This window comes from Halomonas litopenaei, from assembly GCF_017303055.1.
Taxonomy (GTDB): Bacteria; Pseudomonadota; Gammaproteobacteria; order Pseudomonadales; family Halomonadaceae; genus Halomonas; species Halomonas litopenaei_A.
In genome coordinates this window covers 79,139-100,944 of the sequence record NZ_JAEKJT010000009.1, presented here as the reverse complement: position 1 = coordinate 100,944, position 21,806 = coordinate 79,139, and the positions used below count along the sequence as shown (strand labels likewise).

The 21,806-nt window shown below is 62.6% G+C and carries 17 protein-coding genes; 6 read left to right on the top strand and 11 right to left on the bottom strand.

The genetic code is table 11. The annotated features are described in order from the left end of the window. Positions 1-194: 194 nt before the first annotated feature. On the top strand, positions 195-1,598 hold the full coding sequence (locus JF545_RS17105; RefSeq protein WP_206944070.1) for a Na+/H+ antiporter NhaC family protein: 1,404 nt from the start codon (positions 195-197) through the stop codon (positions 1,596-1,598). Positions 1,599-1,748: 150 nt separating this feature from the next. On the opposite strand, the gene JF545_RS17100 is transcribed toward JF545_RS17105, so the two are convergent. The 9 genes from JF545_RS17100 to speB all read right to left on the bottom strand — a co-directional run bounded on the left by JF545_RS17100 (position 1,749) and on the right by speB (position 11,990). Then, positions 1,749-2,315, bottom strand: a complete 567-nt coding sequence (locus tag JF545_RS17100; protein WP_206944068.1) for a DUF805 domain-containing protein — start codon at positions 2,313-2,315, stop codon at positions 1,749-1,751. A gap of 471 nt (positions 2,316-2,786) precedes the next feature. Further along, positions 2,787-4,235 carry an aldehyde dehydrogenase family protein gene (locus tag JF545_RS17095; RefSeq protein WP_206944066.1) on the bottom strand — a complete coding sequence of 483 codons (1,449 nt, stop codon included), beginning with the start codon at positions 4,233-4,235 and terminating at the stop codon, positions 2,787-2,789. Positions 4,236-4,252: 17 nt separating this feature from the next. Beyond that, positions 4,253-4,993, bottom strand: a complete 741-nt coding sequence (locus tag JF545_RS17090; RefSeq protein WP_206944064.1) for an MBL fold metallo-hydrolase — start codon at positions 4,991-4,993, stop codon at positions 4,253-4,255. Beyond that, positions 4,990-5,766 (bottom strand): carbon-nitrogen hydrolase family protein, encoded by a 777-nt coding sequence (locus JF545_RS17085; RefSeq protein ID WP_206944062.1) that lies wholly within the window; start codon positions 5,764-5,766, stop codon positions 4,990-4,992. The genes JF545_RS17090 and JF545_RS17085 overlap by 4 nt, the downstream gene beginning before the upstream one ends. 3 nt (positions 5,767-5,769) lie before the next feature. Then, entirely contained in the window at positions 5,770-7,095 is a 1,326-nt protein-coding gene (locus tag JF545_RS17080; RefSeq protein WP_206944061.1) for a purine-cytosine permease family protein, read from the bottom strand. Between the two features lie 204 nt (positions 7,096-7,299). Then, complete coding sequence (locus JF545_RS17075) at positions 7,300-8,919, bottom strand: 5-guanidino-2-oxopentanoate decarboxylase (protein ID WP_206944060.1); 1,620 nt, start codon at positions 8,917-8,919, stop codon at positions 7,300-7,302. Beyond that, positions 8,916-9,542: an HD domain-containing protein gene (locus JF545_RS17070; RefSeq protein WP_206944059.1), complete on the bottom strand. Its 627-nt coding sequence runs from the start codon at positions 9,540-9,542 to the stop codon at positions 8,916-8,918. The genes JF545_RS17075 and JF545_RS17070 overlap by 4 nt, the downstream gene beginning before the upstream one ends. Before the next feature lie 18 nt (positions 9,543-9,560). Next, entirely contained in the window at positions 9,561-10,946 is a 1,386-nt protein-coding gene (locus JF545_RS17065; RefSeq protein ID WP_206944058.1) for a YjiH family protein, read from the bottom strand. Between the two features lie 93 nt (positions 10,947-11,039). Further along, entirely contained in the window at positions 11,040-11,990 is a 951-nt protein-coding gene (speB, locus tag JF545_RS17060) for an agmatinase (RefSeq protein ID WP_224852151.1), read from the bottom strand. A 236-nt stretch (positions 11,991-12,226) separates the two neighbouring features. Between speB and JF545_RS17055 the strand changes: the two genes are divergently transcribed. Beyond that, entirely contained in the window at positions 12,227-13,765 is a 1,539-nt protein-coding gene (locus JF545_RS17055; RefSeq protein ID WP_206944056.1) for a sigma-54 interaction domain-containing protein, read from the top strand. Positions 13,766-13,794: 29 nt separating this feature from the next. Here the strand turns inward: JF545_RS17055 and JF545_RS17050 are convergent, their stop codons facing one another. Further along, on the bottom strand, positions 13,795-14,307 hold the full coding sequence (locus tag JF545_RS17050; protein ID WP_206944054.1) for a DUF805 domain-containing protein: 513 nt from the start codon (positions 14,305-14,307) through the stop codon (positions 13,795-13,797). Between the two features lie 594 nt (positions 14,308-14,901). On the opposite strand from JF545_RS17050, the gene JF545_RS17045 reads away from it, so the two are divergent. From JF545_RS17045 to JF545_RS17035, 3 genes are all read left to right on the top strand, one after another. Next, positions 14,902-16,290, top strand: coding sequence for a YfcC family protein (locus JF545_RS17045; protein WP_206944052.1), 1,389 nt, complete (start codon positions 14,902-14,904; stop codon positions 16,288-16,290). Positions 16,291-16,298: 8 nt separating this feature from the next. Further along, positions 16,299-17,003 carry a DUF1028 domain-containing protein gene (locus JF545_RS17040; RefSeq protein ID WP_206944050.1) on the top strand — a complete coding sequence of 235 codons (705 nt, stop codon included), beginning with the start codon at positions 16,299-16,301 and terminating at the stop codon, positions 17,001-17,003. A gap of 71 nt (positions 17,004-17,074) precedes the next feature. After that, on the top strand, positions 17,075-18,328 hold the full coding sequence (locus JF545_RS17035) for an allantoate amidohydrolase (protein WP_206944048.1): 1,254 nt from the start codon (positions 17,075-17,077) through the stop codon (positions 18,326-18,328). Between the two features lie 48 nt (positions 18,329-18,376). Here the strand turns inward: JF545_RS17035 and JF545_RS17030 are convergent, their stop codons facing one another. Then, on the bottom strand, positions 18,377-19,123 hold the full coding sequence (locus tag JF545_RS17030; RefSeq protein WP_206944047.1) for a FadR/GntR family transcriptional regulator: 747 nt from the start codon (positions 19,121-19,123) through the stop codon (positions 18,377-18,379). A gap of 367 nt (positions 19,124-19,490) precedes the next feature. Between JF545_RS17030 and JF545_RS17025 the strand changes: the two genes are divergently transcribed. Next, entirely contained in the window at positions 19,491-21,761 is a 2,271-nt protein-coding gene (locus tag JF545_RS17025; RefSeq protein WP_206944045.1) for a putative bifunctional diguanylate cyclase/phosphodiesterase, read from the top strand. The last annotated feature ends 45 nt before the right edge of the window (positions 21,762-21,806 follow it).

Sequence of the window (21,806 nt, the reverse complement as noted above, 5' to 3'; positions counted from 1 at the left end):
ATGAAGAGTCCGGCCATCTTCGGTCCGGAGGTACATTCGGAACAACGAGTCGCAGCAAGCGGTGACAAGGGAGTGTCTGCGATGAGCGGTGGTGAGGCTCAGCGTAGAAGTTGGCGCCGCTGGTTTTCACCCTACTGCAGTGCATTTTCTTCACGAGCGTGACAACCGCGCTACCCATCCTGAGGATTCTAATAATGACAACATCCACTACGACTCCACCCTTATCCTTCCGCGGGGGTACCCTCGGCGCTCTACTGCCATTGTTGGTACTCGTGACGGGGTTGATCTACCTGTCGGTATTCGAACGCGCCGGAACCAAGCCGTTCTGGGCCTGCGCCTGGGTGGCCATGGGCGTCGGTCTGTTTCTCTGTCGACAGCGCACCGCATACTGCGACAGTCTGCTCAAGGGAATGGGCAACTCCACCGCAACGGCGATTATCGCCCTGTGGCTGCTGGCCGGTGTATTCGGCAAGTTGATGGCCGCGGGTGGCTTGATCGATGGGCTGATGTGGCTAGGCGCGTCCATTGGTGCGGAGGGGGCCACCTTTACCCTGATTGCCTTCGCCATGGCCATGGTATTTGCTCTCGGTACGGGGACGAGTACCGGCACCGTCATTGGTCTGTCACCGGTGCTGTACCCGGCGGGGGTGATGTTGGGGGCCGACCCGTCCATGCTGGCGGTGGCGATCCTGTCCGGTGCTGCCTTTGGTGACAACCTGTCGCCGGTGTCGGATACCACCATCGTCTCTTCCTACACCCAGGGTGCCGAGATCGCCGATGTGATCCGTACCCGGCTGCCATTGGCGCTGTCGGCAGCAGGGATATCCATGGTGATCTTCATGCTGTTCGGCGCCAGTGGTGAGGCGTCTTCCGCAACGGCCGAGGTGCCGACCGGCCATGCCTCGGGACTGGTCATGCTGATTCCGCTGGCGGCGGTGGTGGTGTTCGCGATGAAGCGCCGCCATATTGTCGAGGCGATGTTTATCGGCAACCTGGTGGCCATGGCGTGCGCCCTGGGTATCGGTGCCATCGGCCTTGGTGACCTGTTCTCGTTGCCCCAGGCGCGGGGCGAGAGCACCGGGCTGATCGAGAATGGCATTGCGTCGGTGACAGGCGCCGTTCTGTTTGCGTTGATGGTGCTCGCGCTGACGCAGGTGATCCTGGATACCGGTCTGATGGAGCGCCTGCTGGATAGCGCCAAGAAGAAGCTGGTCAAGGACCGCGCCAGTGCCGAGACCAGCATCGTTGCGGTGACCATCGCGGCGTCTACACCGCTGTCGGCCAATGCTCCGGCGCTTCTGTTGGTGGGGCCGGGGCTGGTCAAGAGTCTGGCCCAGCAGTTTGGTATCTCCCCCGCCCGCGCCGCCAACCTGATGGACTGTGCGGTATGTACGGTGTTCTTCCTGCTGCCCTGGCACATCGTGGTAGCGGTGTGGCAGGAGGTCATTGCCGCGACTGCCGTGCAGAATGGTGTGGCAGCGCCGTCGGCGTTTGCCTCCTTCTTCACGCCTTACCCCTGGGCCATGCTGGTGGTGCTGGCGCTATCGATCTGGCTGAGGAAGCGTCGGGCAGGGGCGGATCTCGCCGCCACCGCCTGACTCAGGACGCTGCTGCAGCGATGAAACCAAAAAGGCCCCGACGTTTTCGTCGGGGCCTTATCGCTATGGGGGCCGGCTTGTCATCGCTCGCATCATTTATCCAGCGCTTTCTGCGTTAGCAGAGTCGACGGGCGGTGAAGCCAACCATGCTCAAAGCAGCACCCCGAGAGGAACGAGAAAAGGCAGAAGGATAAGGCCGAGCAAGCACCAGGACAGCGTCATGCCGGAGGATGTCGGTGGTTCAGGCGCTGGACCATACCGGTTCTCACCACTGGAGCCCTTGACGCAGTAGAGCATGATGAAGATTGCAAGATTGACCAATGGAACCAGAGCGAGAAGTAGCAGCCAACCCGATCGATTCTGGTCATTAATGCGGCGTTTGGCTTGAAGAGTCCAAAAGACGGTGAGAGGTATAGAGAGCACGATCGTTAACAATAGTACTGTACCTAGTATTGCTTCTGCTGCTGCTGATTGTGTAGTCACCGCGTAAGCCACAGCGCCTATGTAGGGCCCGTTGACCATCAGAGAGGCCAATGTGGTGCGGTTGAAATAGGTGACCCGACCGATACGGCCACGTGTGGACCACCATCTCGTCTTTTTCTCGAAACCGTGCTGGGTCATAGCTGAGCCATGCTCCGAGTCGGTATTGGAGACTGGTGGCTGGGATGTTTCAGATGTTGCCTGTGGCGAGGTTACCTTCTCTTGGTCTGTAGACATGTGGTCAACTTCCTTGAAGTCGGGTGGGTCTTACATACGACTCGCCGCGGAGATGTCGGGTGTTGGCATCACTGGTAATACGGTGGGGCGAAAGTGCAGGGGGGCAGAAAAGTTGCCCCGAGTTATTTGTCAAAAGGTCACCAGTCATCCGGGACTGGTAAGGTAAATAACGTTATATGATGTGTTGGCAGTAATTGTTTACCGCTGGAAGGTGTGGCCTTGGCGTCAACACAACGTGGTAATGATTTAAACAATGGGTAATGTGTAACGAAAGAGGCGTTCTCTTACGAACTAAGCCTTTTGGAAAACTACCCGCGTTGGCATATTTGCCCGTCATTCAGGCTTGCCCGTCGCCGAGGCACGATCACCGACGAGGGAATCAAACGCCAACGCTGCGGTGTAAGCCGTGCGAGCCCCCTGCTGGCAAGCGCCAGCAGGGGGCTGAGGGTGGGGGGATCTACAGGTGAGGGATCAGCCGGCGGGACCAATCAGATGCTTGACCTCGAGGTAGCCGGACATGCCCCAGGGTCCCAGTTCACGGCCAATGCCGCTGGCGCCAAAACCACCCCAACTGGCTTCGGGCATGACCAGCTGCTCCGAGTTGTACCAGATACTGCCGGCACGCAGTGCGCGTCCAACCCGCTTGGCGCGGTCGACATCTGCAGAGATCACGGTGGCGGCAAGTCCGAAGGCGCTGTCGTTGGCAAGCGCGATCGCCTCGGCTTCGCTGTCCACGCTGCGCGCGCACAGCACTGGGCCGAAGATCTCTTCACGCCACAGGCGGCTGTCGGTCGGCACGTCCCGGTACAGGGTCGGGGCGATGAACTCGCCCTGAGCGGGCAGGTCGCGGTGGCGGCCATCGCGCACGACGGTGAGGCCTTCCTCGCGGGCTATCTCAAGATAGCGCTCCACGGCTTCACGCTGTCGGGCACTGGTCATCGGTCCCATGTCGGTGCCTTCGACGAGTGGATCGCCGAGGGTCAGGGCATCGATCCGACTTGCCAGTGCCTGATAGAGGGGCTCTGCCAGAGACCGATGCACGATCAGGCGTGATGTGGCGGAGCAGATCTGCCCCGAGTTGAAGTAGATCCCGGCCATGACCCAGTCGGCGGCGGCATCCACATCGGCGTCATCCAGTACCAGAATCGGCGATTTGCCGCCCAGCTCCAGAGAAACGCCTCGCACGCCATGGGCCGCGGCCTGCATCACCTTTTCGCCGACCACGTTGCTGCCGGTGAAGGACAGCTTGTCGACTCCCTGGTGGGCCGACAGGGGGGCACCAATGCCCTCGCCATCACCCAGCAACAGGTTGAGTACCCCGGCGGGAAGCTTGATGTCGGCGGCGATCTCAGCGATGGCCACTTCGGGTAGCGGGGTGACTTCGGAAGGCTTGAACACGATGGTGCAGCCCGCCGCCAAGGCGGGAGCGATCTTCCAGGCGCTGGTGACCAGCGGGAAATTCCAGGGCGTGATCAGACCCACGACGCCGGCCGGGTCCTCGTAGAGACGCGCGTCGACCCCTTCCATGGCATGGTCGACGAGGCGGCCCTGGCGGTCTTCCAGAGCGCGTGCCTGGGTGGCGTAGTAGCGATAGCAGGCGATGGCATCGTCGAGGTCGATGGCCGCCTCGGCCAGGGCCTTGCCATTATTGGTCGAAGAGATGCGCATCAGCGCTTCCCGGCGGGACGTCAGGGCCGCGGCAATGGCCTCCAGGTAGTCCGCCCGTCGATGCCCCCCCAGCTCTTGCCAGGCCGGAAGTGCCGCCCTGGCGCTGGCAACGGCGGCGTCGACGTCGGCGGCATCTCCCGCGGTGATTTCGGCAATCTGGGTCTGGCGGTAAGGGTCTGTCACGGCCAGGCGGCGACGACTATGACTGTCGACCCAGGTGTTGTTGATGAACTGTTGTGTCAGTTGTTGCACGAAAGGGCTCCACAAACTCAGGAATGGCGACGCAGCCAGTCGTCGATCAGCGCGTGACAGCGTTCGCCGGAAAAACTGGGAAAATGACCACCATGAACCGTGCGGATGGGCAGACGGCGCAGGCGCTCCAGGCTCCTGGCGTAGTCATCCAGGTCGCTGTGATAAGCGTCTTCGATCAGCTCGCCATCATAGAGGATATCGCCACTGATCAGGGTTCCCGTGGACGCCTCCCACAGGGCAATGCCCCCCGGTGAGTGACCGGGAGTATGCACCACCTCGAGTTGACGGTTGCCCAGGTCGAGGATGTCGCCGTCCTCCAGCACCTCGATACGCGGTGGTGTTGGAATGCGATAGCCACTGTGGGCGTAGGGCGCCGGCGGTAGCTCATCGAACATGGCGTCGTCGAGGAAGGCATCGGCCAGGGTGCGGCGGTTGTCGGGACTCGCCAGGATATCGGCTTCGGCGCGATGCACGTGGCAGCAGTCGAACTCATGGGCCGCACCGATATGGTCGAAGTGGGTGTGGCTCGCCACCGCCACAATCTCGCGTTCGGCCAGCAATGCCACCCTCTCGCGAAGCGGCACGGCACCAAGGCCGAAGTCCACCACCAGGTCACGCTCGCGACCTCGCAGGTGCCAGATATTGCAACGGTAGAACGGTTTGATCGCGGGCTCATCGATCAGGGTGATGTCGTCACCCATGCGCTGAGTACGATACCAGCGGTCGGCGCTTCCCCGGGGCAGGGTAAAGCCCGTCATTGGCAGTGTCCCTTCAGCGGGCGAAGATCCTTGAGGTAGTCCTGGTGAACGCGACTCTCATGGATACGCTCGAGATCCAGGTCGACGATCAGCACGGCGGCATCATTGCCGAGCCGGCCCAGCACCTCCCCATCGGGGCCAGCCACCAGGCTGTTACCACAGTAATGCAGGGTGTCTTCGACGCCTGAGCGATTGATACAGGCGACAAAGCGCTGGTTATCCATCGCTCTGGCCCTGATCTGCAGCTGCTGGCGGTCTGCATTGGGGACCATGTTGGCGGTCGGTGACAGAATGACCTCTGCTCCGGCCTGGGCCAGGGCCCTCGCCATTTCCGGAAACTCATTGTCGTAGCAGATCATCAGCCCCAGCTTGCCGAGGCGAGTGTCCACGACGCAGAGCTCGTCACCCGGAGCAAAGTACCGGTGCTCGCGGTCCCACAGCTGGCGCTTGTGGTAGCAGGCAAGCTGGTGGCCTTCGTCATCGAGCAGTACCGCTGAATTGGTGAGGCGGCCGTCGGCCTGGCGCAATGCCAGGCCAAACAGCACATGCAGATGATACTGGCGTGCCAGCGACGCCACGCGATCGACCAGCGCTCCCTCGTCGGCCAGCTCATCGAGACGGTCAAATACGTTGTAGCCGGTGAGTGCCAGTTCCGGTAATGCCAGGAGGTCGGCGCCGGCGGCTTCGGCTTGTCGGCACAGGCCCTCCAGGGCACTCAGGTTGGCTGCGATATCGCCGGTAACAGGATCCGTCTGGGCCAGCATCAGGCGCATGGGTCAGTCTCCTTGCAGAACGAAACGTCGGCGGGTGAACAGCACGCATCCCAGCCAGTAAAGGCCACCGGTGATCACGAACACCGGCAGTGAGGCACCGATCGACAGCGGGGCGACCAGGGTCCAGTAGGCCGCCAGCAGGGCACCCGCCAGGTAGGCGCAGATGGCGATGGTCGCCGTTGGCCGACCGAGCTGGCGCGGCGAGCGCAGCAGCTCGGCAGTGTAGCCTTCACGGCCGACCAGGTAGTAGTCGACGATCATTACCGAGAAGGCGGGAATGAACAAGGCGCCGATCAGCAGCAGGAAGTTCTGGAACTGATCGAGGATGCCGGGAATCAAGGCGCCGAACACGGTGACCACGCCGATGACCAGCGCCGGCTTCCAGAATGCCATGCCGGGAGAGACGTTCATGCAGGACAGGGTGGCGCTGTAGACCGCCATGACGTTGGTGGTCATCACCGAGAAGAAGATCACCAGCGCGGCCGGCAGGCCAAAGCCGAAGCCGGACAGCAGGCGAGTGGGGTCATAGGTCTGCTCCATGCCGCCGAGCACAGACAGGCCTGACACGGCAGCGCCCAGGCCCATGGCAATCATCGACGCGCAGACATAGCCGCCATAGGTGCCAAGCACGGCGATTCGACCGCTCTTGCAGTTGCGGTTGTAGTCGGCAGAGGTTGAAATCCAGGAGAACGCCGTCGCCACCACGATATCGAAGGCAATGCCGAGGGTAATACCGTTGCGGGATTCGACGGGCATCTCGAACAGCGCGCCGACGTCATAGTGCCGGTTGAGCTGATACACCACGCCGGCGGCCAGTACCATCATGGCCAGCGCTGCCCAGCGCTCGATACGCTCGATACCCAGGTGGCCGCGCAACACGATCAACACCACGATGGTCTCGCACAGTACGGTCATCAACGGCAGGTTGGAGTAGCCGGTGGTGGTCTCGATGGCGTAGTTCAGGCTCATGCCGGCCAGCAACGCCTGGATCCAGCTCCAGGCGATCAGTACCGCCATGTTCACCAGGCTGATGATCTTTGAACCGGTAGGCCCGTAGGCGCGACGGCTCAGAGCCATGGAAGGAAGCCCTGTTCGTTGGCCCATCAGGCCCACCAGCAGCAGCGGTATGGCCCCGATCAGCGAGCCGATCAGGACCCAGCTCATGGCCACCGGAAAACGCAGGTCGGGGACCAGCAGCATGCCGGTGAGGATCGTGGTCACCACCACGTTGGCACCGAGCCACAGGGCGAAGGTGGCCGTGGCCCCCATGCTCTTGTGCTGGTGTTCGTCCAGGGTGTCGTGGCCAATCAGCCGCTTCAGCGCATTCATCGAAGAGTCCTTTATGGTTGTGATTATGGTGGTGACTACCTTGGCAGCCACCGGGTAGTGCGACCCGTGCAAGGGGTGGTCGGTGGCAGACGACGGGTGATTGCCCAGTTGCCCGAACAGCGCCTATGGGGTGGCCCGCCAGGGGGGCGGGCAGGGAGCCAATAGCCCCCGTCGACCCAGACGTGTCGACGGGGGCGCGGGACATCAGTGTTCGCCCAATGCATCGTTCCAGGCTGCTGCATCGATCTCGATCAACATCGGCCCATCCTTGGGACGATGCTCAAGAGCGCGCGCCAGCCCCGCGGGGTTGCCGACTCGGGTGGCGGCGCAGCCGAAGCCGGCGGCCAGGGTCTGGAAGTCCGGTGCCTGGATATCGACGCCCAGGCGGGTGACGCCAGCGTTATCCATGAAACGGCGGATTTCTTCGTAGCCCTGGTTATGCCACAGCAGCACGATCACCGGCAGGCGCTCTTCGACGGCACAGGCAAGCTCGGACAGGGTGAACATGATGCCGCCGTCGCCGACGAGCGCCACCACGGGCAGCGACGGCTGGCCGAGGCAAGCGCCTATGGCGGCGGGCAGGCCATAGCCGAGGGTGCCGTAGCCGGTGGAGGCATTGAAGAAGCGGCGCGGCGCATCCTGGCTGACCAGATGGTTGGCCGCATAGGTGGTGGCGCAGGAGTCTCCGACCAGAATGGCGCCAGGAAGGTTGTCGCCCAGAGTGTCGAACAGCGGCACGTAGGCGCGGAAGGCCGGATCCGAGGCGAGGGACAGCGCTTCCAGGGCGGCACGGGTACGCGTGTGGCCGTCGCGTTTGAGCGAGCGGCTGGCAAAGCGGCGCGCCAGTGCTTTCAGACTCTCGCTGGCATCGGCGACGATGGCCAGGTCAGCATGCTGATTGCGGGCGAGCTGTTGCGGGTCGAGATCGATGCGGATCAGGCGGCCACCCAGCTCGAAGCCATCATCGAACACCACATCGTAGTCCGTCTCACCCAGCTCTGTGCCAATCGCCAGCACCACATCGGCGTCTCGTGCCAGTTGCCGCACGGCGGGCAACGAGGCGTTGGCGCCGAGGTCGAGGGGATGGTCACGACCGAGCAGGCCCTTGGCATTGATGGTAGTGACGGTGGGGGCATCCAGCGCGTCGACCAGCTGACGGGCCGCCTCGGGGGCATCGACACAGCCTCCACCGAGCAGGACCAGCGGCTGGCGTGCCTCGCTCAACCAGGCTTCGGCCTGGTCCAGCGCATCGCTGGCCGGGGCCGCCTTGCTGATGATCGTGCGAGTGGTGCTGCCAGGGGCAGTGACCGGCGCATTGAACAGGTCGATGGGAATTTCGATGTGTACGGGGCCCGGGCGAGCACCGTCGAACACCGCAAAGGCACGCGCCAGGGTTTCCTCAAGGCTGTCGGGATCGAGCACCGTGTGGCTGAAGCGCGAGACGCCGGCGATCAGTTCGCGCTGGCCAGGCAGCTCATGCAGGCGCCCCTGGCCGCGGCCCAGGGTGTCACGGCGATTGACGCTGGAAATCACCAGCATCGGCACCGAGTCTGCCAGCGCCTGTCCCATGGCGGTCGCGATGTTGGTCATGCCGGGACCGGTGATGATGAAGCACACGCCGGGCTTGCCGGTGGAGCGTGCGTAACCATCCGCCATAAAGCCGGCACCCTGCTCGTGGCGCGGCGTGACGTGGCGAACGCCGCTGTCGTTGCCGCCTTCCAGACCGCGATAGAGTTCGATGGTGTGGACGCCGGGGATACCGAAGACGGTGTCCACGTCGTAGGTATCGCGCAGCAGGCGAATCAGCAGTTCAGCGCAGGTCATACGGTGCTTCCTTGGGACATGGGGGGAGTGAGGGCGGGGTCCGGGGCCAGCGAGTAGGGCACCCGGGCAAAGATCCGCCGAACCATGGGCTCGAAGTGCGATAGCGGCAGCGTGTCATAGTCCGGGTCGAACGAAGGACAATCCCAGTCCCGGCAGAACGCCTCGCAGTCGGCGAACCAGGGGTGACCGCGGAAGCGCTCCCTGGCGTCCTTGTCGCCACCGACCTTGTCCCAGTAGTAGTGGCCCTGGAAGACATCGTGGTGCTGGATGATCCAGTGGGTCTTCTCGCTGACGAAAGGGCGCAGGATCGAGGCCGCATAGGCAGCGTGGTCGAACAGTGCCAGCTCGTCGCCGATATCGTGCAGCAGGGCAGCGACAATCATTTCTTCATCGACACCGGCGCGCTCAGCGCGGGTTGCGCTCTGCAGACAGTGATCGAGCCGGCTGATCTGGTAGGGCTGGTGACCCTCGCCCAGGCGGGCAAGGGTCGTCAGGATAGTGTCGGGAAGCCCGGCCAGATAGTCAGCGTCGTGGGCGGCGATCAGCGCCCAGTCCTCAGCAGTGCTTTCATCGATGCGGGTGAAGGCCGCCTTGCCGGCGGCCTGTGAGTCGTTGGAAGTCATCTCGGGTTTTCTCCCCTGTCAGCCCACCAGCCAGTGGGCCATGACGACGATGATCGGCAGCGTGATGGCGGTGCGCAGCAGGAAGATCACGACCAGCTCCCACAGCTTGAGGGGGATCTTGGACTTGAGCAGCAGCGCGCCGATTTCCGACATGTAGATCAACTGGGTCAGCGACAGACAGGCGATGACAAAACGCGTCAGCTCGCTTTCGATATCGCTGGCCAGTACCGCCGGCAGGAACATGTCGGCGAAGCCCACCAGGGTGGCGGGAGCCGCAGCCTCGGCTTCCGGCAGACCCATCCACTCCAGCACCGGCACCATCGGCATGGACAGCCAGGTAAACAGCGGCGTGAATTCCGCCAGCACCAGCGCGACGGTGCCGATGGCGATGACCAGCGGCAGCAGACCGAAGAAGATATCGGCCACGTTGAACAGTGCCAGGCGGGCAAGCTTGGCCGGTCCCGGAGCGGTTTCGGCGCGGGCGACGGCAATGCCCAGGCTGTAGCGCAAGAGGCTCTGGTTACTGGTGTTCTCTTCCTGAATCTGGCAGCCCACGGGCTCGTAGTAGGTATTCGCCTTGCGCGACAGCGGCGGCAGGCGAGGGATGATGACTGCGGCCACCAGACCTGCCACGACCACGGTCAGGTAGAAGGGAATGAACAGGTGATTGATGCCGATGAAGCTGGTCACCAGCAGCGCAAAGGCGATGGAGACGATGGAGAAGTTGGTGGCGATGGCAGAGGCTTCGCGAGCGTTGTAGTAGCCCTGCTCATACTGCTGAGTGGTGATCAGCACGCCTACGGTGCCGGAGCCCATCCAGGACGCCGTGGCATCGATGGCGCTGCGGCCGGGCAGGCCAAAGATCTTGCGGAACGGGGTGCGCACCATGGAGCCAATGAACTCCATGAAACCGAAGTCGACCAGGAAAGGCAGCAGGATGGCGGCGAAGAAGAAGAAGGTCAGCAGCACCGGCGCAAGGTCGTTGAGCATCACTCCGCCAGTGAAGGAGGCGGTGATCATCTCGGGCCCGACCTGGAAGTAGGTCATCAAGGCAAAAAGGGCGCCCAGCGCGCGCATGACGACCCACAGCGGCGCGATGTCGAACAGCTCTTTCAGGGCACCTTGGCTAGCCCAGCCGGGCTTGGTCAGCTTGACCAGCAGCGTCAGCACCAGCGATAGCGTGAGTACCACCGTGGCAATGGCCGGCAGCGCATCGCCAAGCGTGGCCTTGAGCCAGTCGGCGGCCAAGCCCATGCCGATATTGATGGTGTCGCCTACGGAGAAAGGTACCAGGAACAGCAGGATGCCGATCACAGACGGGATCAGGAACTTGAGCAGACCGTGGGTGCTTAGCTTGCCCCCTTCGGTGGTGATCTTGTCGGCAGAGTGCAGATGGGAAGACATGGGAGGGTCACTCTTTGATGTTGTAGTGTTCGGCGCTCCTTAAGGAGCGCCTCATAGGGACGAACCAGGGCCTCTCCCTGGCCCTGTCAACCGTCAGTCACGGCGCTTGACGCCGGGCAGCACGCACAGCATTTCATACAGCAGGGTGGCCCCCATCAGCGCGGTGTTGCCGCTGGGGTCGTAGGGCGGGGAGACCTCCACCAGATCACCACCCACAATGTTGAGTCCTTTGGCGCCGCGCACGATTTCCAGGCCCTGGGCCGAGGTCAGACCGCCCATTTCGACGGTGCCGGTGCCCGGTGCGACGGAGGGGTCAAGGCCGTCGATGTCGAACGAGATGTAGACCGGGCCATCGCCCATCTGCTCGCGAACCTCAGCCATCAGGGGCTCCAGCGACTTGTGCCAGCACTGCTCGGCCTGCACCACGCGGAAGCCTTGCTGGCGGCACCAGTCGAAGTCTTCAGCGGCATAGCCGGTGCCACGCAGGCCGATCTGCACCACACGGTTGGCGTCCAGCAGGCCTTCTTCCTGAGCCCGGCGGAACGGACAGCCGTGAGCGACTTCTTCACCGAACATGTGCTCGTTGACGTCAGCGTGGGCATCGATGTGGATCAGGCCAACGGGGCCGTGCTTCTTGGCGATGGCGCGCAGGATCGGCCAGGTCAGCGTGTGATCGCCGCCCAGGGTGAGCGGCACACAGTCATGGGCCAGTACCTGGTCATAGAAACCGGAGATGATATCCAGGTTCTTCGGCAGGTTGAAGGTGTTGATCGGCACGTCGCCGATATCTGCCACCTGCAGGCTGTCGAAGGGCGCGGCCCCCGTTGCCATGTTGTAGGGACGCAGCATGCGCGACTCGTCGCGAATCTGGCGCGGCCCCAGGCGAGTGCCGGGACGGTTGGACGTACCGATGTCCATGGGAATGCCGATGAAGGCGGCATCGAGCCCCTGGGCGCTATCCTGAGTAGGCAGGCGCATCATGGTGGCTGGACCGCCGAAGCGAGGCATTTCGTTGCCGCCGAGGGGTTGGTTGAAGTCGCTCACTGGAACTCCTGACATCGCTGATGAGGTCACCTTGGCCAGACGACTGGCCAGGCATGCATAGGTTTGTTTAAGCAGGAGGTGTGCCAGTTCTGCGATTGTTATACTAAAGGCGCAAAAAATGTGCACGAAGTTGCCGTACACGGAGCGATATCCGGGGCTCGTTGATTCACTATTGAATCAATGGCGGGGCTAGCCGTGATACACTTTTGCATCAATGATGCGTTTATGGATCGCCGATGACTGACGATGCGCTGATACTTAAGACGATTATCGACACGGCGCACGATCACTTCTTTATCGTCGCGCCCGATGGCCATATACGGGACGTCAGTCCCGGAGCGGCGGCGGTCTACGGCATGTCCTGTGAAGAGCTCTGTGCCACCAGCGTGCAGCGGCTCGAAGCGGAGGGCGTGTTGACGCCGTCGGTCAGTCTTGAAGTCATTCGCACGGGCAAACCCACGCAACTGGTGCAGCACACAGGCACCGGGCGGCGGGTGATTGCCCAGGCACATCCGGTGTTTCAAGGCGAGCGCCTTATCGCCGTGGTGAGTCGCTCCATGGACTTGACCGACCTACAGCTGTTGCAGCAGGAGTACGCGCTGCTGCAGCGACGCTTCAGCGAGCACTTGAGACGCGGTCACGCGATCGAGTCGGAGAGTGGCCTCCAGAGTGGCTTGCAGGAACAGGAGCTGGGGCATCTCGAGGTCAAGAGTCAGCTCATGGGCGAGGTGGCGCTCTTGCTCAAGCGTGTGGCCCCTACTGACGCTACCGTGCTGATGTTGGGAGAGTCAGGGGTCGGCAAGACGGCGTTCGCTCGCCAGCTTCATCGCTGGAGTTCACGCAAGGAAGGGCCGTTCATCGACGTCAACTGCGCCGCCATCCCGGAAAGCCTGTTCGAGTCCGAGATGTTTGGCTACTGCCAGGGCGCCTTTTCCGGAGCGGCCCCCGGTGGCCGCAAGGGGCTGATCGAGCAGGCTGAGGGCGGCACGCTGTTTCTCGACGAGATTGGTGAGCTGCCGCTGTCGGTGCAGACCAAGCTGCTCAAGACCATCCAGGACGGCAGCATCACGCGACTAGGGGACCGAGCGCCCCGGCGCGTCGATTTTCGTCTGGTCGTCGCCACCAATCAGGATCTCTCGGCGCGGGTCGAGGAGGGACTGTTTCGACTGGATCTCTACTATCGGCTGAATGTCATTCCCGTCACCCTGCCGCCCCTGCGCGAGCGGCGAGAGGATATTCCGGGCCTTGTCGAACGTCAGCTTGCGCGGCTCAACCGGCGCTACGGGCGAGACAAGATGCTGGCACGGGACGTCTGGCAGGCCCTGATGGGGTGGGAGTGGCCCGGCAATGTGCGCGAACTGGAGAACGTCATGGAGCGGGCTTGGCTCGCCAGTGACGATGTGATTCAAGCACGCGAAGTGCTGCCCGGCACGCAGGTGCCCGCGGCGGCCGCGCCGGAAGCATTGGGCCAGGTGACGTCCCCGACATTCTCCCCTTCCGCGGTTGCTGCTGGCGCGGCCACGGAGGAGATCGGGCGTGCCTCCGACGACAGTAGGAGCGTGACGGGCTCGAGGAATACGGCGGAGGACATCTGGGCGTCGCCAGGCAGGGGCGACGGGGAGGGTCTGAAAGAGACGCTTGCCCGGGTCGAGCGAGAGATTCTGGCGGACTGCTGCCGAACGCTGTCCAGCACTTACGCCATTGCCGAGCGCCTGGGGATCAGCCAGCCGAGCGTGGTGCGCAAGCTCCGGCAGCATGGGCTCAGAATCGGCTGAGCGGTGCGTGGTCGGCGATGGTACCGCCGTCAGAACAGGAAAAAGCAGCTGACCCAGATGCCTACGGTAAGCAGCGACTTGACCGCCATCACCCCTTGATGCCCCCGCTCGCGCTCACCATGCTCATTGATGGTCGTTTCGCCGGGCTGCATGACCAGGACCACCGTCAGCAGGAGATTGGCTCCGGGAAACAGCAGCATGACGCTGCAGTGGCCGCGTTGGCCCACATCATGCAGGCGGCGAACGCCGTGCAGCACCAGGGGATATACGCTGACCAGTAGCCAGCCTGCCCCCACCAGCAGTCCCTCCGGAGAGACGCTGTCGTTGAGGTCGGGCGCGGTGATGATCAAGGCCCATAGACCTGCGTAGTAACAAGAGAGGGCCAGGATGGCGTTGAGGCAGAAGTCAGCCCGACTTTCGCGTCCGCTGATGCTGTCGAACCAGTAGCCGGGCAGGCCCGGACGTGGGTCCAAGGGGTGGCGGGGCACGTTGGCACAAGACGCCACATCATCTTGAAGAGTGGAAGCAGTAGGTCGTTGCATCGGCGGATCGTCCTGAGGTTCCTGTACGAATGTCCTGGGCGAGTTTCCTGTCTGTAGTGCCTGTGCGCCGACAATGCGCAAGGGCGAAACGAACGTATGAGACTTGCTGCCATGTGCTGATGTGAATCCTACCGAGTTTCGCACTGTGACCAGATAGTCGATGGCGCAAGTTCTAGTACGATCCGCGTAAATCGTGCTGGTTCATAAGAATGATTCGGATCACCCCTGCGTAATTGTTAGGTGCTTGACGGAGAGTTGTGCAAGGGTGTCAGGCGCGTTCCGCGCTTTTTCGTTGTGTATTTGCTAGTTAGAGCATTTTTTGTAGGCGTTGTGCGCCTCAATCAGAGCAGTTTGGCAAATACTGTGCTGCGACCTTACGCCACCCCTAGAATGATGGTCTGAGGCTTGGACGTCCGTTCCCTGCACCTCGCCTTCACATCGCACCCGGGCGATGATCTTGACCCTCTATTTATCATGATAAATACTGTGGGGCATTGCCAGGCCGCAGCCCCGCGGCCTGTCTGCTTTCGCTCCTGGTCTGCAGCCTCCACTGCGGCCGCCACCCCTTCTGTCCCACATAACAAGGACAACCTGATGAGTGTTCGTGATCAAGCGCTTGCCGAGCGCAAGAAATGGTACAGAACAGTGCCTGACCCGATGGTGCTGATCTTCTTGATTCTGCTGGCGACCTTCGCGCTGACCTATATCATTCCCGCCGGTGAGTTCGAGCGAGTGATGCAGGATGGGCGTACCCGGGTCGTGCCCGACTCATTTCACTACCTCACTGACGTGGCCGCGATTTCGCCATTCGATATCTTTGTCGCGATTCCCAAAGGCCTTAACGCGGCATCGCTATATCTGTTCATCGTGTTCATCGCAGGAGGGCTGTTTCATATCCTCCAGCGCACTGGCGCGCTCGAGAATGCTATCGGTGTAGCGGTCAATCGCGTCGGTATCGAGCGTCGCAATGTCATTATCACCGCCGGGACCTTTATCTATGGCTTCTTTGGGGTGGCCGTCGGCTTTGAAAACAACATTGCGCTGGTGCCCATCGCGGTGCTCATCGCCAGCGCCGTGGGCTGTTCCAGCCTGGTAGGCACCACCATGGCGGTGGGCGGCATAGGGGTCGGCTTTGCCCTGTCTCCGATCAATCCCTACACCGTCGGTGTTGCCCAGGGCATCGCCGAGCTGCCGACATTCTCCGGTGCCTGGCTGCGGGCCTTGCTGGTGGTCACGTCACTGGCCTTGTTGTCCTGGTACATCTGCCGCTTTGTGACGCGGATGGAGTTTCGTGAACCCAACGACGCCAAGGCCATGAGCAAGTCCCTGGATGAGTATCGCCTGAGTGGTCGCGACAAGTGGACGCTGGTGGTGTTTGTCGGCGGCCTGGCGGCCATGCTGGTCGGTGTATTCACCCAGGGCTGGTACATCAACGAGATCGCCGGCATGTTCCTGCTGATTGCGATTGTGATCGGTATCGTCAATGGGCTGTCGGCCAATGAGATCGTCAAGCAGATGATGGAGGGTGCGTCGGGAGTCACCGCAGGAGCCCTGGTCATCGGCCTGGCAGCATCCATTCAGGTGATCCTCAAGGATGCCCAGATCATTGACACCATCGTCTATGGTCTCAGCGGACTGATCCAGAATATTCCCGCTGCGCTCTCGGCGATCATGGCCAGCGTGGTGCAGGGGGCAATCAATCTGTTCGTGCCTTCTGGCTCGGGTCAGGCCTTGGTCACCATGCCGATTCTGATCCCGGTGGCAGACCTGGTCGGCATGAGTCGTCAGTTGATGATTACCGCCTTCCAGGTCGGTGATGGTCTGACGAACCTGATCGTCCCGACGTCCGGTGGAACCCTGGCGATGCTGGCCCTGGGCCGCGTTTCCTACGAGCAGTGGCTGAAGGCGATTCTTCCGTTCATGGCGCTGGTCTACGTGCTGTCCTGGGGCGGTCTGGTGCTTGGCCACATGGTTGGCTACTGAGCCATCCCATGACGCTATCTCTACTGCACGTCAACCCAGACACTGGCACGGTGGCGGCCCTGACCGCCACCGGAGGCGTGGCGGTAGGGGGCTACGTCCATCATGCCTGGCGGGGTATCGGCGCCTGCGCGACGCAAGGTCGTGTGACCCATCCCTGGTATCCGGAGGGTATTCGCCAGGCGCTCGCCGATGATGTTCGCGCTCAGCAAGCCCTCGACGATCAAGTCGTTCAGGATCCGCAAGCGACCTTGCGTCAGTGTCTGGTGATGGATCGCTACGGAACGTCGGCGCTTCACAACGGTGCCGACAACGGAGCCGTGGTCGCATCGTGCCACTACCCTGGCGTAGCCGCGGCAGGCAACCTGCTGGCGGATCGGCGTGTCGTCAATGCGCTGTGCGACACCTTGCTGTCGTCCAGCTGCCGCAACGCCGGGGCGGTGATTGCCGCTGGCACGATGCCGGTGTATCGCGCGGACTACGAGCGTTGCCTGCCCGAAAGCCTGGTGGATGCGCTGGAAGCGGCCTTGGGGTGTGGCGGTGATGTCCGCGGCACGCGCTCGGCGGCACTGCGCGTCGAATCCTTTCACCAGGCCCCTATCGACCTGCGCATCGACTGGTGCGAAGGGGACCTGGTCGGTGAGCTGCGCGGCCTGATACGTCGTGTACGTGAGTCGACGTTTGCCGACTTTCTGGCGGCGATGCCCCGGCGCTGATGCCTCAGCCTGGCTTCCTCTTTCTTCTTATCTGCAAGTGACTACCCACAAGACGCCTCACAGGAGATGTCATGCACCCCGATTGTGAACCGTTGGCCCTTGGCCAGCAGCTATTGGAGCGACTGGATGCCGCGGCGGAATGCTCCGAGCCTGGCCCTGGAGTGACGCGCCTATTCTGTTCCAACGAGCATCGTCAGGTGCTCGAGATCATCGCCGAGTGGATGCGTCGCGCCGGTCTGACGCCTCAGCTTGACGCCTCAGGCAACCTGGTCGGCCGTTGCGACAAGGCCAAGGCCGGAGCGCGAACCCTGATCATGGGGTCGCATCAGGACACGGTGGTAGAGGGCGGCAAGTACGATGGAATGCTGGGCGTCGCGCTGCCGCTGCTGGCGCTGGAAACTCTGAAGCAGCAAGGGTTCGAACTGGAATACGGGGTCGAGGTGGTGGCCTTCGGCGATGAGGAGGGGACGCGCTTTCAATCGACGTTGATTGGTAGTCGCGCCCTGGCCGGCCGCTTTGACCCGACCAGCCTTGAGGCGCGCGACGCCAATGGGGTGAGTCTTGGCGAGGCGCTGAAGGCGTTTGGCGGAGATCCGGAACAGATAGCGTCTCTGGCCAGGGACCCGGATACGGTGCTCGGTTTCGTCGAAGTGCATATTGAGCAAGGTCCGGTGCTGGAGCAGAGAGACCACGCGCTTGGAATAGTGACCGCCTTGACCGGGATCGAGCGACATCGGGTCACGGTGGGAGGCAAGGCCGGACATGCCGGAACGACGCCGATGCCAGGACGGCGTGATGCGCTGGTGGGTGCGGCCGAGATGATCGCGGAGGTTGATTGTATCCTCAACGCCACCGACGACTTTGTCGGCGTGGTGGGCAAGCTTGAGGTTCGCCCCAATGCGGTTAACGTCATTCCGGCAGAGGTGACCTTCACCCTGGAGCTACGCTCGCCCCGGCTGGAGGTTCGAGAGCAGGGGCGTGAGGCCATTCTGGCGGCCTGTCGGCGGTTGGCCAGTAACCGCCAGTTGGCCCTCGAGATCGAGCAAACCTATCAGGCCGAGGCCGTGGCGTGTGCCGATGGGTTAATGCAGTCGCTGCACAACGCGTGCCGTGACTGTGAAGAGCCAGCAGACACCCTGTTCAGCGGCGCTGGCCACGATGGCTTGGCGATGTGCGAGTTGACCGATATCGGCATGCTGTTCGTCCGCTGCACCGATGGTCTCAGCCACCACCCGGACGAGGCTATCACGGCAGCCGATGCTGGGGCCGCGACGCGAGTGCTGATGCGCTTCCTCGACAGGCTGTCGGCGGATGTCTCGCGCTGATGGCTGTGACGCGTCCGTGCAGGCCTTTATGCAATGGTTCCCAAGGCCTCACTCACTGAGGAAGCCCCTGGTGACCTGGGCTTCGTTGCCTTGCATGATGCCCTGGGCCTCCAGCAGATGGTCGCGCATAAGGGTGTGAGCGCGCGTTGCATCACCCGCTTCGATGGCATCCAGAATCTCGGCGTGGTACTGGCATCCGGCAGGCCCTATAGGGTGGTCCCCTGGCTCATACAGTCGGCGGTACACCGTGAGGTCTGACAGCACCTGAGCGGTAAAGCGGATGATGAACGCCAGCAGTGGATTGCCGCCGGACAGCTGCGCCAGCTCCTGATGAAAGTCGAGCGAGTCGATATGCTGCTGGCGCTCTGCGTGCATGTCTCCGGCGGGGGTGGCATAGCTGTGAAGGGACTCGCGCAGGCGAGCGATGTCGCTGGCGCCGACGTTGCCCGCCAGCGATGCCACCATTTCCGGCTCGAGGGCGAGCCGAATCTGGTAGATGTCCCGGACCGAGATGTCCTTGAAGTAGAGATAGTGGCTGAGCAGCGAGATGGCTCTGGCCTCGCTCATCTGACGGATAAATACCCCACCGCCAGGGCCAGTACGGGTTTCCACCAGCCCCTGGGCTTCCAGCACCCTGATGCTTTCTCTGATCGTGCCCTTGGAGGCGCCCAGCAACGCCATCAACTCTGCTTCGCCCGGGAGACGGTCGCCGGGAGACAGCTCGCGCTCGACGATCCAGCCCTTGATGGTTTCTGCCAGTTGATAGGGACGTCTGCGGGAGGAAGTTCCGGCCATCGTGTCCTCGCTTGAAGGGTGTTGCGCCAGCATACCAGAGCCTGGGCGGAAGACGATTGATTGACGTGCCTCTCGCCGGCGCTTGGACGGCACGGGCTTTGCCGCCTTCGCCTTGGGGCCGCCGGGGCCTGCCAGAGACTGCCAGGGATGGCGGCTGAGACAGGGGGACATCGACTTACAGTAGCTGGTCATTGTGACTGATATGGCGTCAGCAGGTCGCTGTGACAGGCTAGACCCATGCGCTGAGCAGATCTTGACGGGCATCTTCGGCTGGTGTTGGCGATAATGAACCGTGCAGGTGGGCCGTCATGGATCACGACCATGGCTGACTTAGGGAAGACGCAAGGTTGAGAATAGGGGAACCTGCATGTCCTTTCGTGCAAGGCTGCTGCTGGTGATGCTGTTGTTGACACTCGGTATCCAGCTGGTGGCTTCCTGGGCGGTGCTGAGTGCGGTTCGCTCCGCGGCGCTGGAGCAAGGCAAGCGTGAGCTGGATGTCGCCTCGGGGGTGGCGGTGGCTCTGCTTGAAGGGTGGGGGCAGCAGTTGCTGCGCAATGTGGACCTGCTGGTCGATGACCCGCGCTTTCTTGCCGCCGTCGATGATGTCCTGGTCGACACGTCGTCGCGCCTGGCCGCCGCTGGCACCTTGCGGCAGCAGGCCGCCCGGATGGGCGCAGATACCCTGCTGTTGCTGGATGAGGCAGGGCACGTCATGGCTTCCAGCCAGCCTGCGGCAGGGTCGGGTGTCTTTGTCGACAGCTGGCGGATGCCGCTCACGACGGACGATGCGGGCGTCGTTTCCCCCAGCATTCTCAATGGGCTGGGCTACCAGCTGGTTCAGCATCCGCTACCGCCGGGGGCGGGCGCTGCCCGGTTGGCGCTGGGATTCCGTCTGGATGAGTCGATGGCGTCGGCGCTGTCCGGGTTGATTGGCAGTCAGGCCCACTTTGATGTCTCGGTGTCACCGAACGATGTTGCAGCGGGGCAGGATCACCAGGGGCTCAGTCGCCGTCTCCCCCTTTATCAGGGCGAGCAAGGGCGCATTGATATCGTGGTGGAGCGCTCTCTCGAGACACTTTTGGCGAACTACCAGGACGTGAAGGTCAGTCTGGCGACCATCTTTGCGGTAAGCCTGGGCCTGATGCTGGTGGCGGTGGTGCTGATCGCCCGTGGCGTCAGCCTGCCACTGCTGCGTCTGGCGGGCGCGGCGAAAAGCGTCGGTCGAGGAGAACCGCTGGACCTCAAGCGTATGCCCAGGCAAGGCGAGTTTGGCTTGCTGTCCTCCACCCTGTTGAAGATGCAAGGGGATCTGTCACGACGGGAAGAGGACATGCGCACCCGCGCGCGGCAGGATCAGTTGACGGGACTGGGTAATCGCCAATGTGCCAACGAGGATATCGAAGCCGCCATCGAGACCGGGCGCCCCTTTACCCTGTTGCGCCTGACCATCAACCACATGCGTCGGATCAACGATACCTTCGGTCACGACTTTGGTGACCGGGTACTGAGTACCCTGGCCCAGCGGCTTGCCGACCTGCCGGCCCCCAAGGTGGGGGCCTATCGCTTGAGCGGGGATGAGTTTCTGCTGTTGCTCACGGTGGCCCGCCTTGAGCCGCTGTGGCTTGAGGATACCCTGCGTGGGCTGACCCGTGAGCTGCGGCTCGACGACTCTCCCGTGTCGTTGAAGGTGGCCATGGGCGAAGCACGTTTCCCAGAGCACGGCGATGAGGCCAACCTGTTGCTGCGGCGAGCCGAGATCGCGCTGGATCGTGCACGCCAGCTACGTCAGGCCCATCAGTGCTACCAGCGCGGACAGGATGAGAGCCATCTTCGCCATCTGGCCCTGGTGCGAGACTTGCAGCACGCCGCCCACCGGGGCGAATTCTCCCTCAGGTATCAGCCGCAGGTGTCGGCGCTGACCGGACGAGTGATCGGGCTGGAGGCGCTGTTGCGCTGGGATCACCCGCAGCTGGGCTGGATTCCTCCGGATGAATTCATCGAGCTGGCGGAACGCTCCGGGCAGATTCACCAGCTGACCCACTGGGTCATCGACTCGGCCTGCGCCCAGTTGGCCAGCTGGCGTGACATGAAGCTCAAGATTCGTCTTGGCATCAATATCTCGGCGATGGATCTGCAGCAGCCTGGCCTGGTCAAGCGAGTGGAAAAAGCCCTGGATCGCTATGGCCTACAGGGCGAACAGCTGTGTATCGAGCTGACCGAAAGCGCCTTGATGCAGTCTCCGGAAATGGGCGCACGCAAGCTTCAGGCGCTGCGTTCCATGGGGGTCGAGCTGGCCATTGATGACTACGGGACCGGCTATTCATCGCTGGCCCAGCTCAAGCGCATGCCGGTTCAGGAATTGAAGATCGACAAGTCCTTCATCATGCAGCTGATCAAGGGCTCCGACGATGATGTCATCGTTTCTTCCACCATCGAGCTGGCACACCACCTCGGGCTGCAGGTCGTGGCCGAAGGGGTCGAGGACCAGGCGGTGGCCGACCACCTGGCCGAGCAGGGCTGCCACGTTCTGCAGGGCTTCTTGATTGCTCGCCCCATGGGGAGCGAGGCCATGACCGAATGGTTGAAAGAAAAAGGCGACGTCAGTCTGCGCGATGCGGCCAACGACCATCACCGCTGAACGGAATGAATCGCCTTAGCCGATGGCCTGCTCAATGCCCGCGGG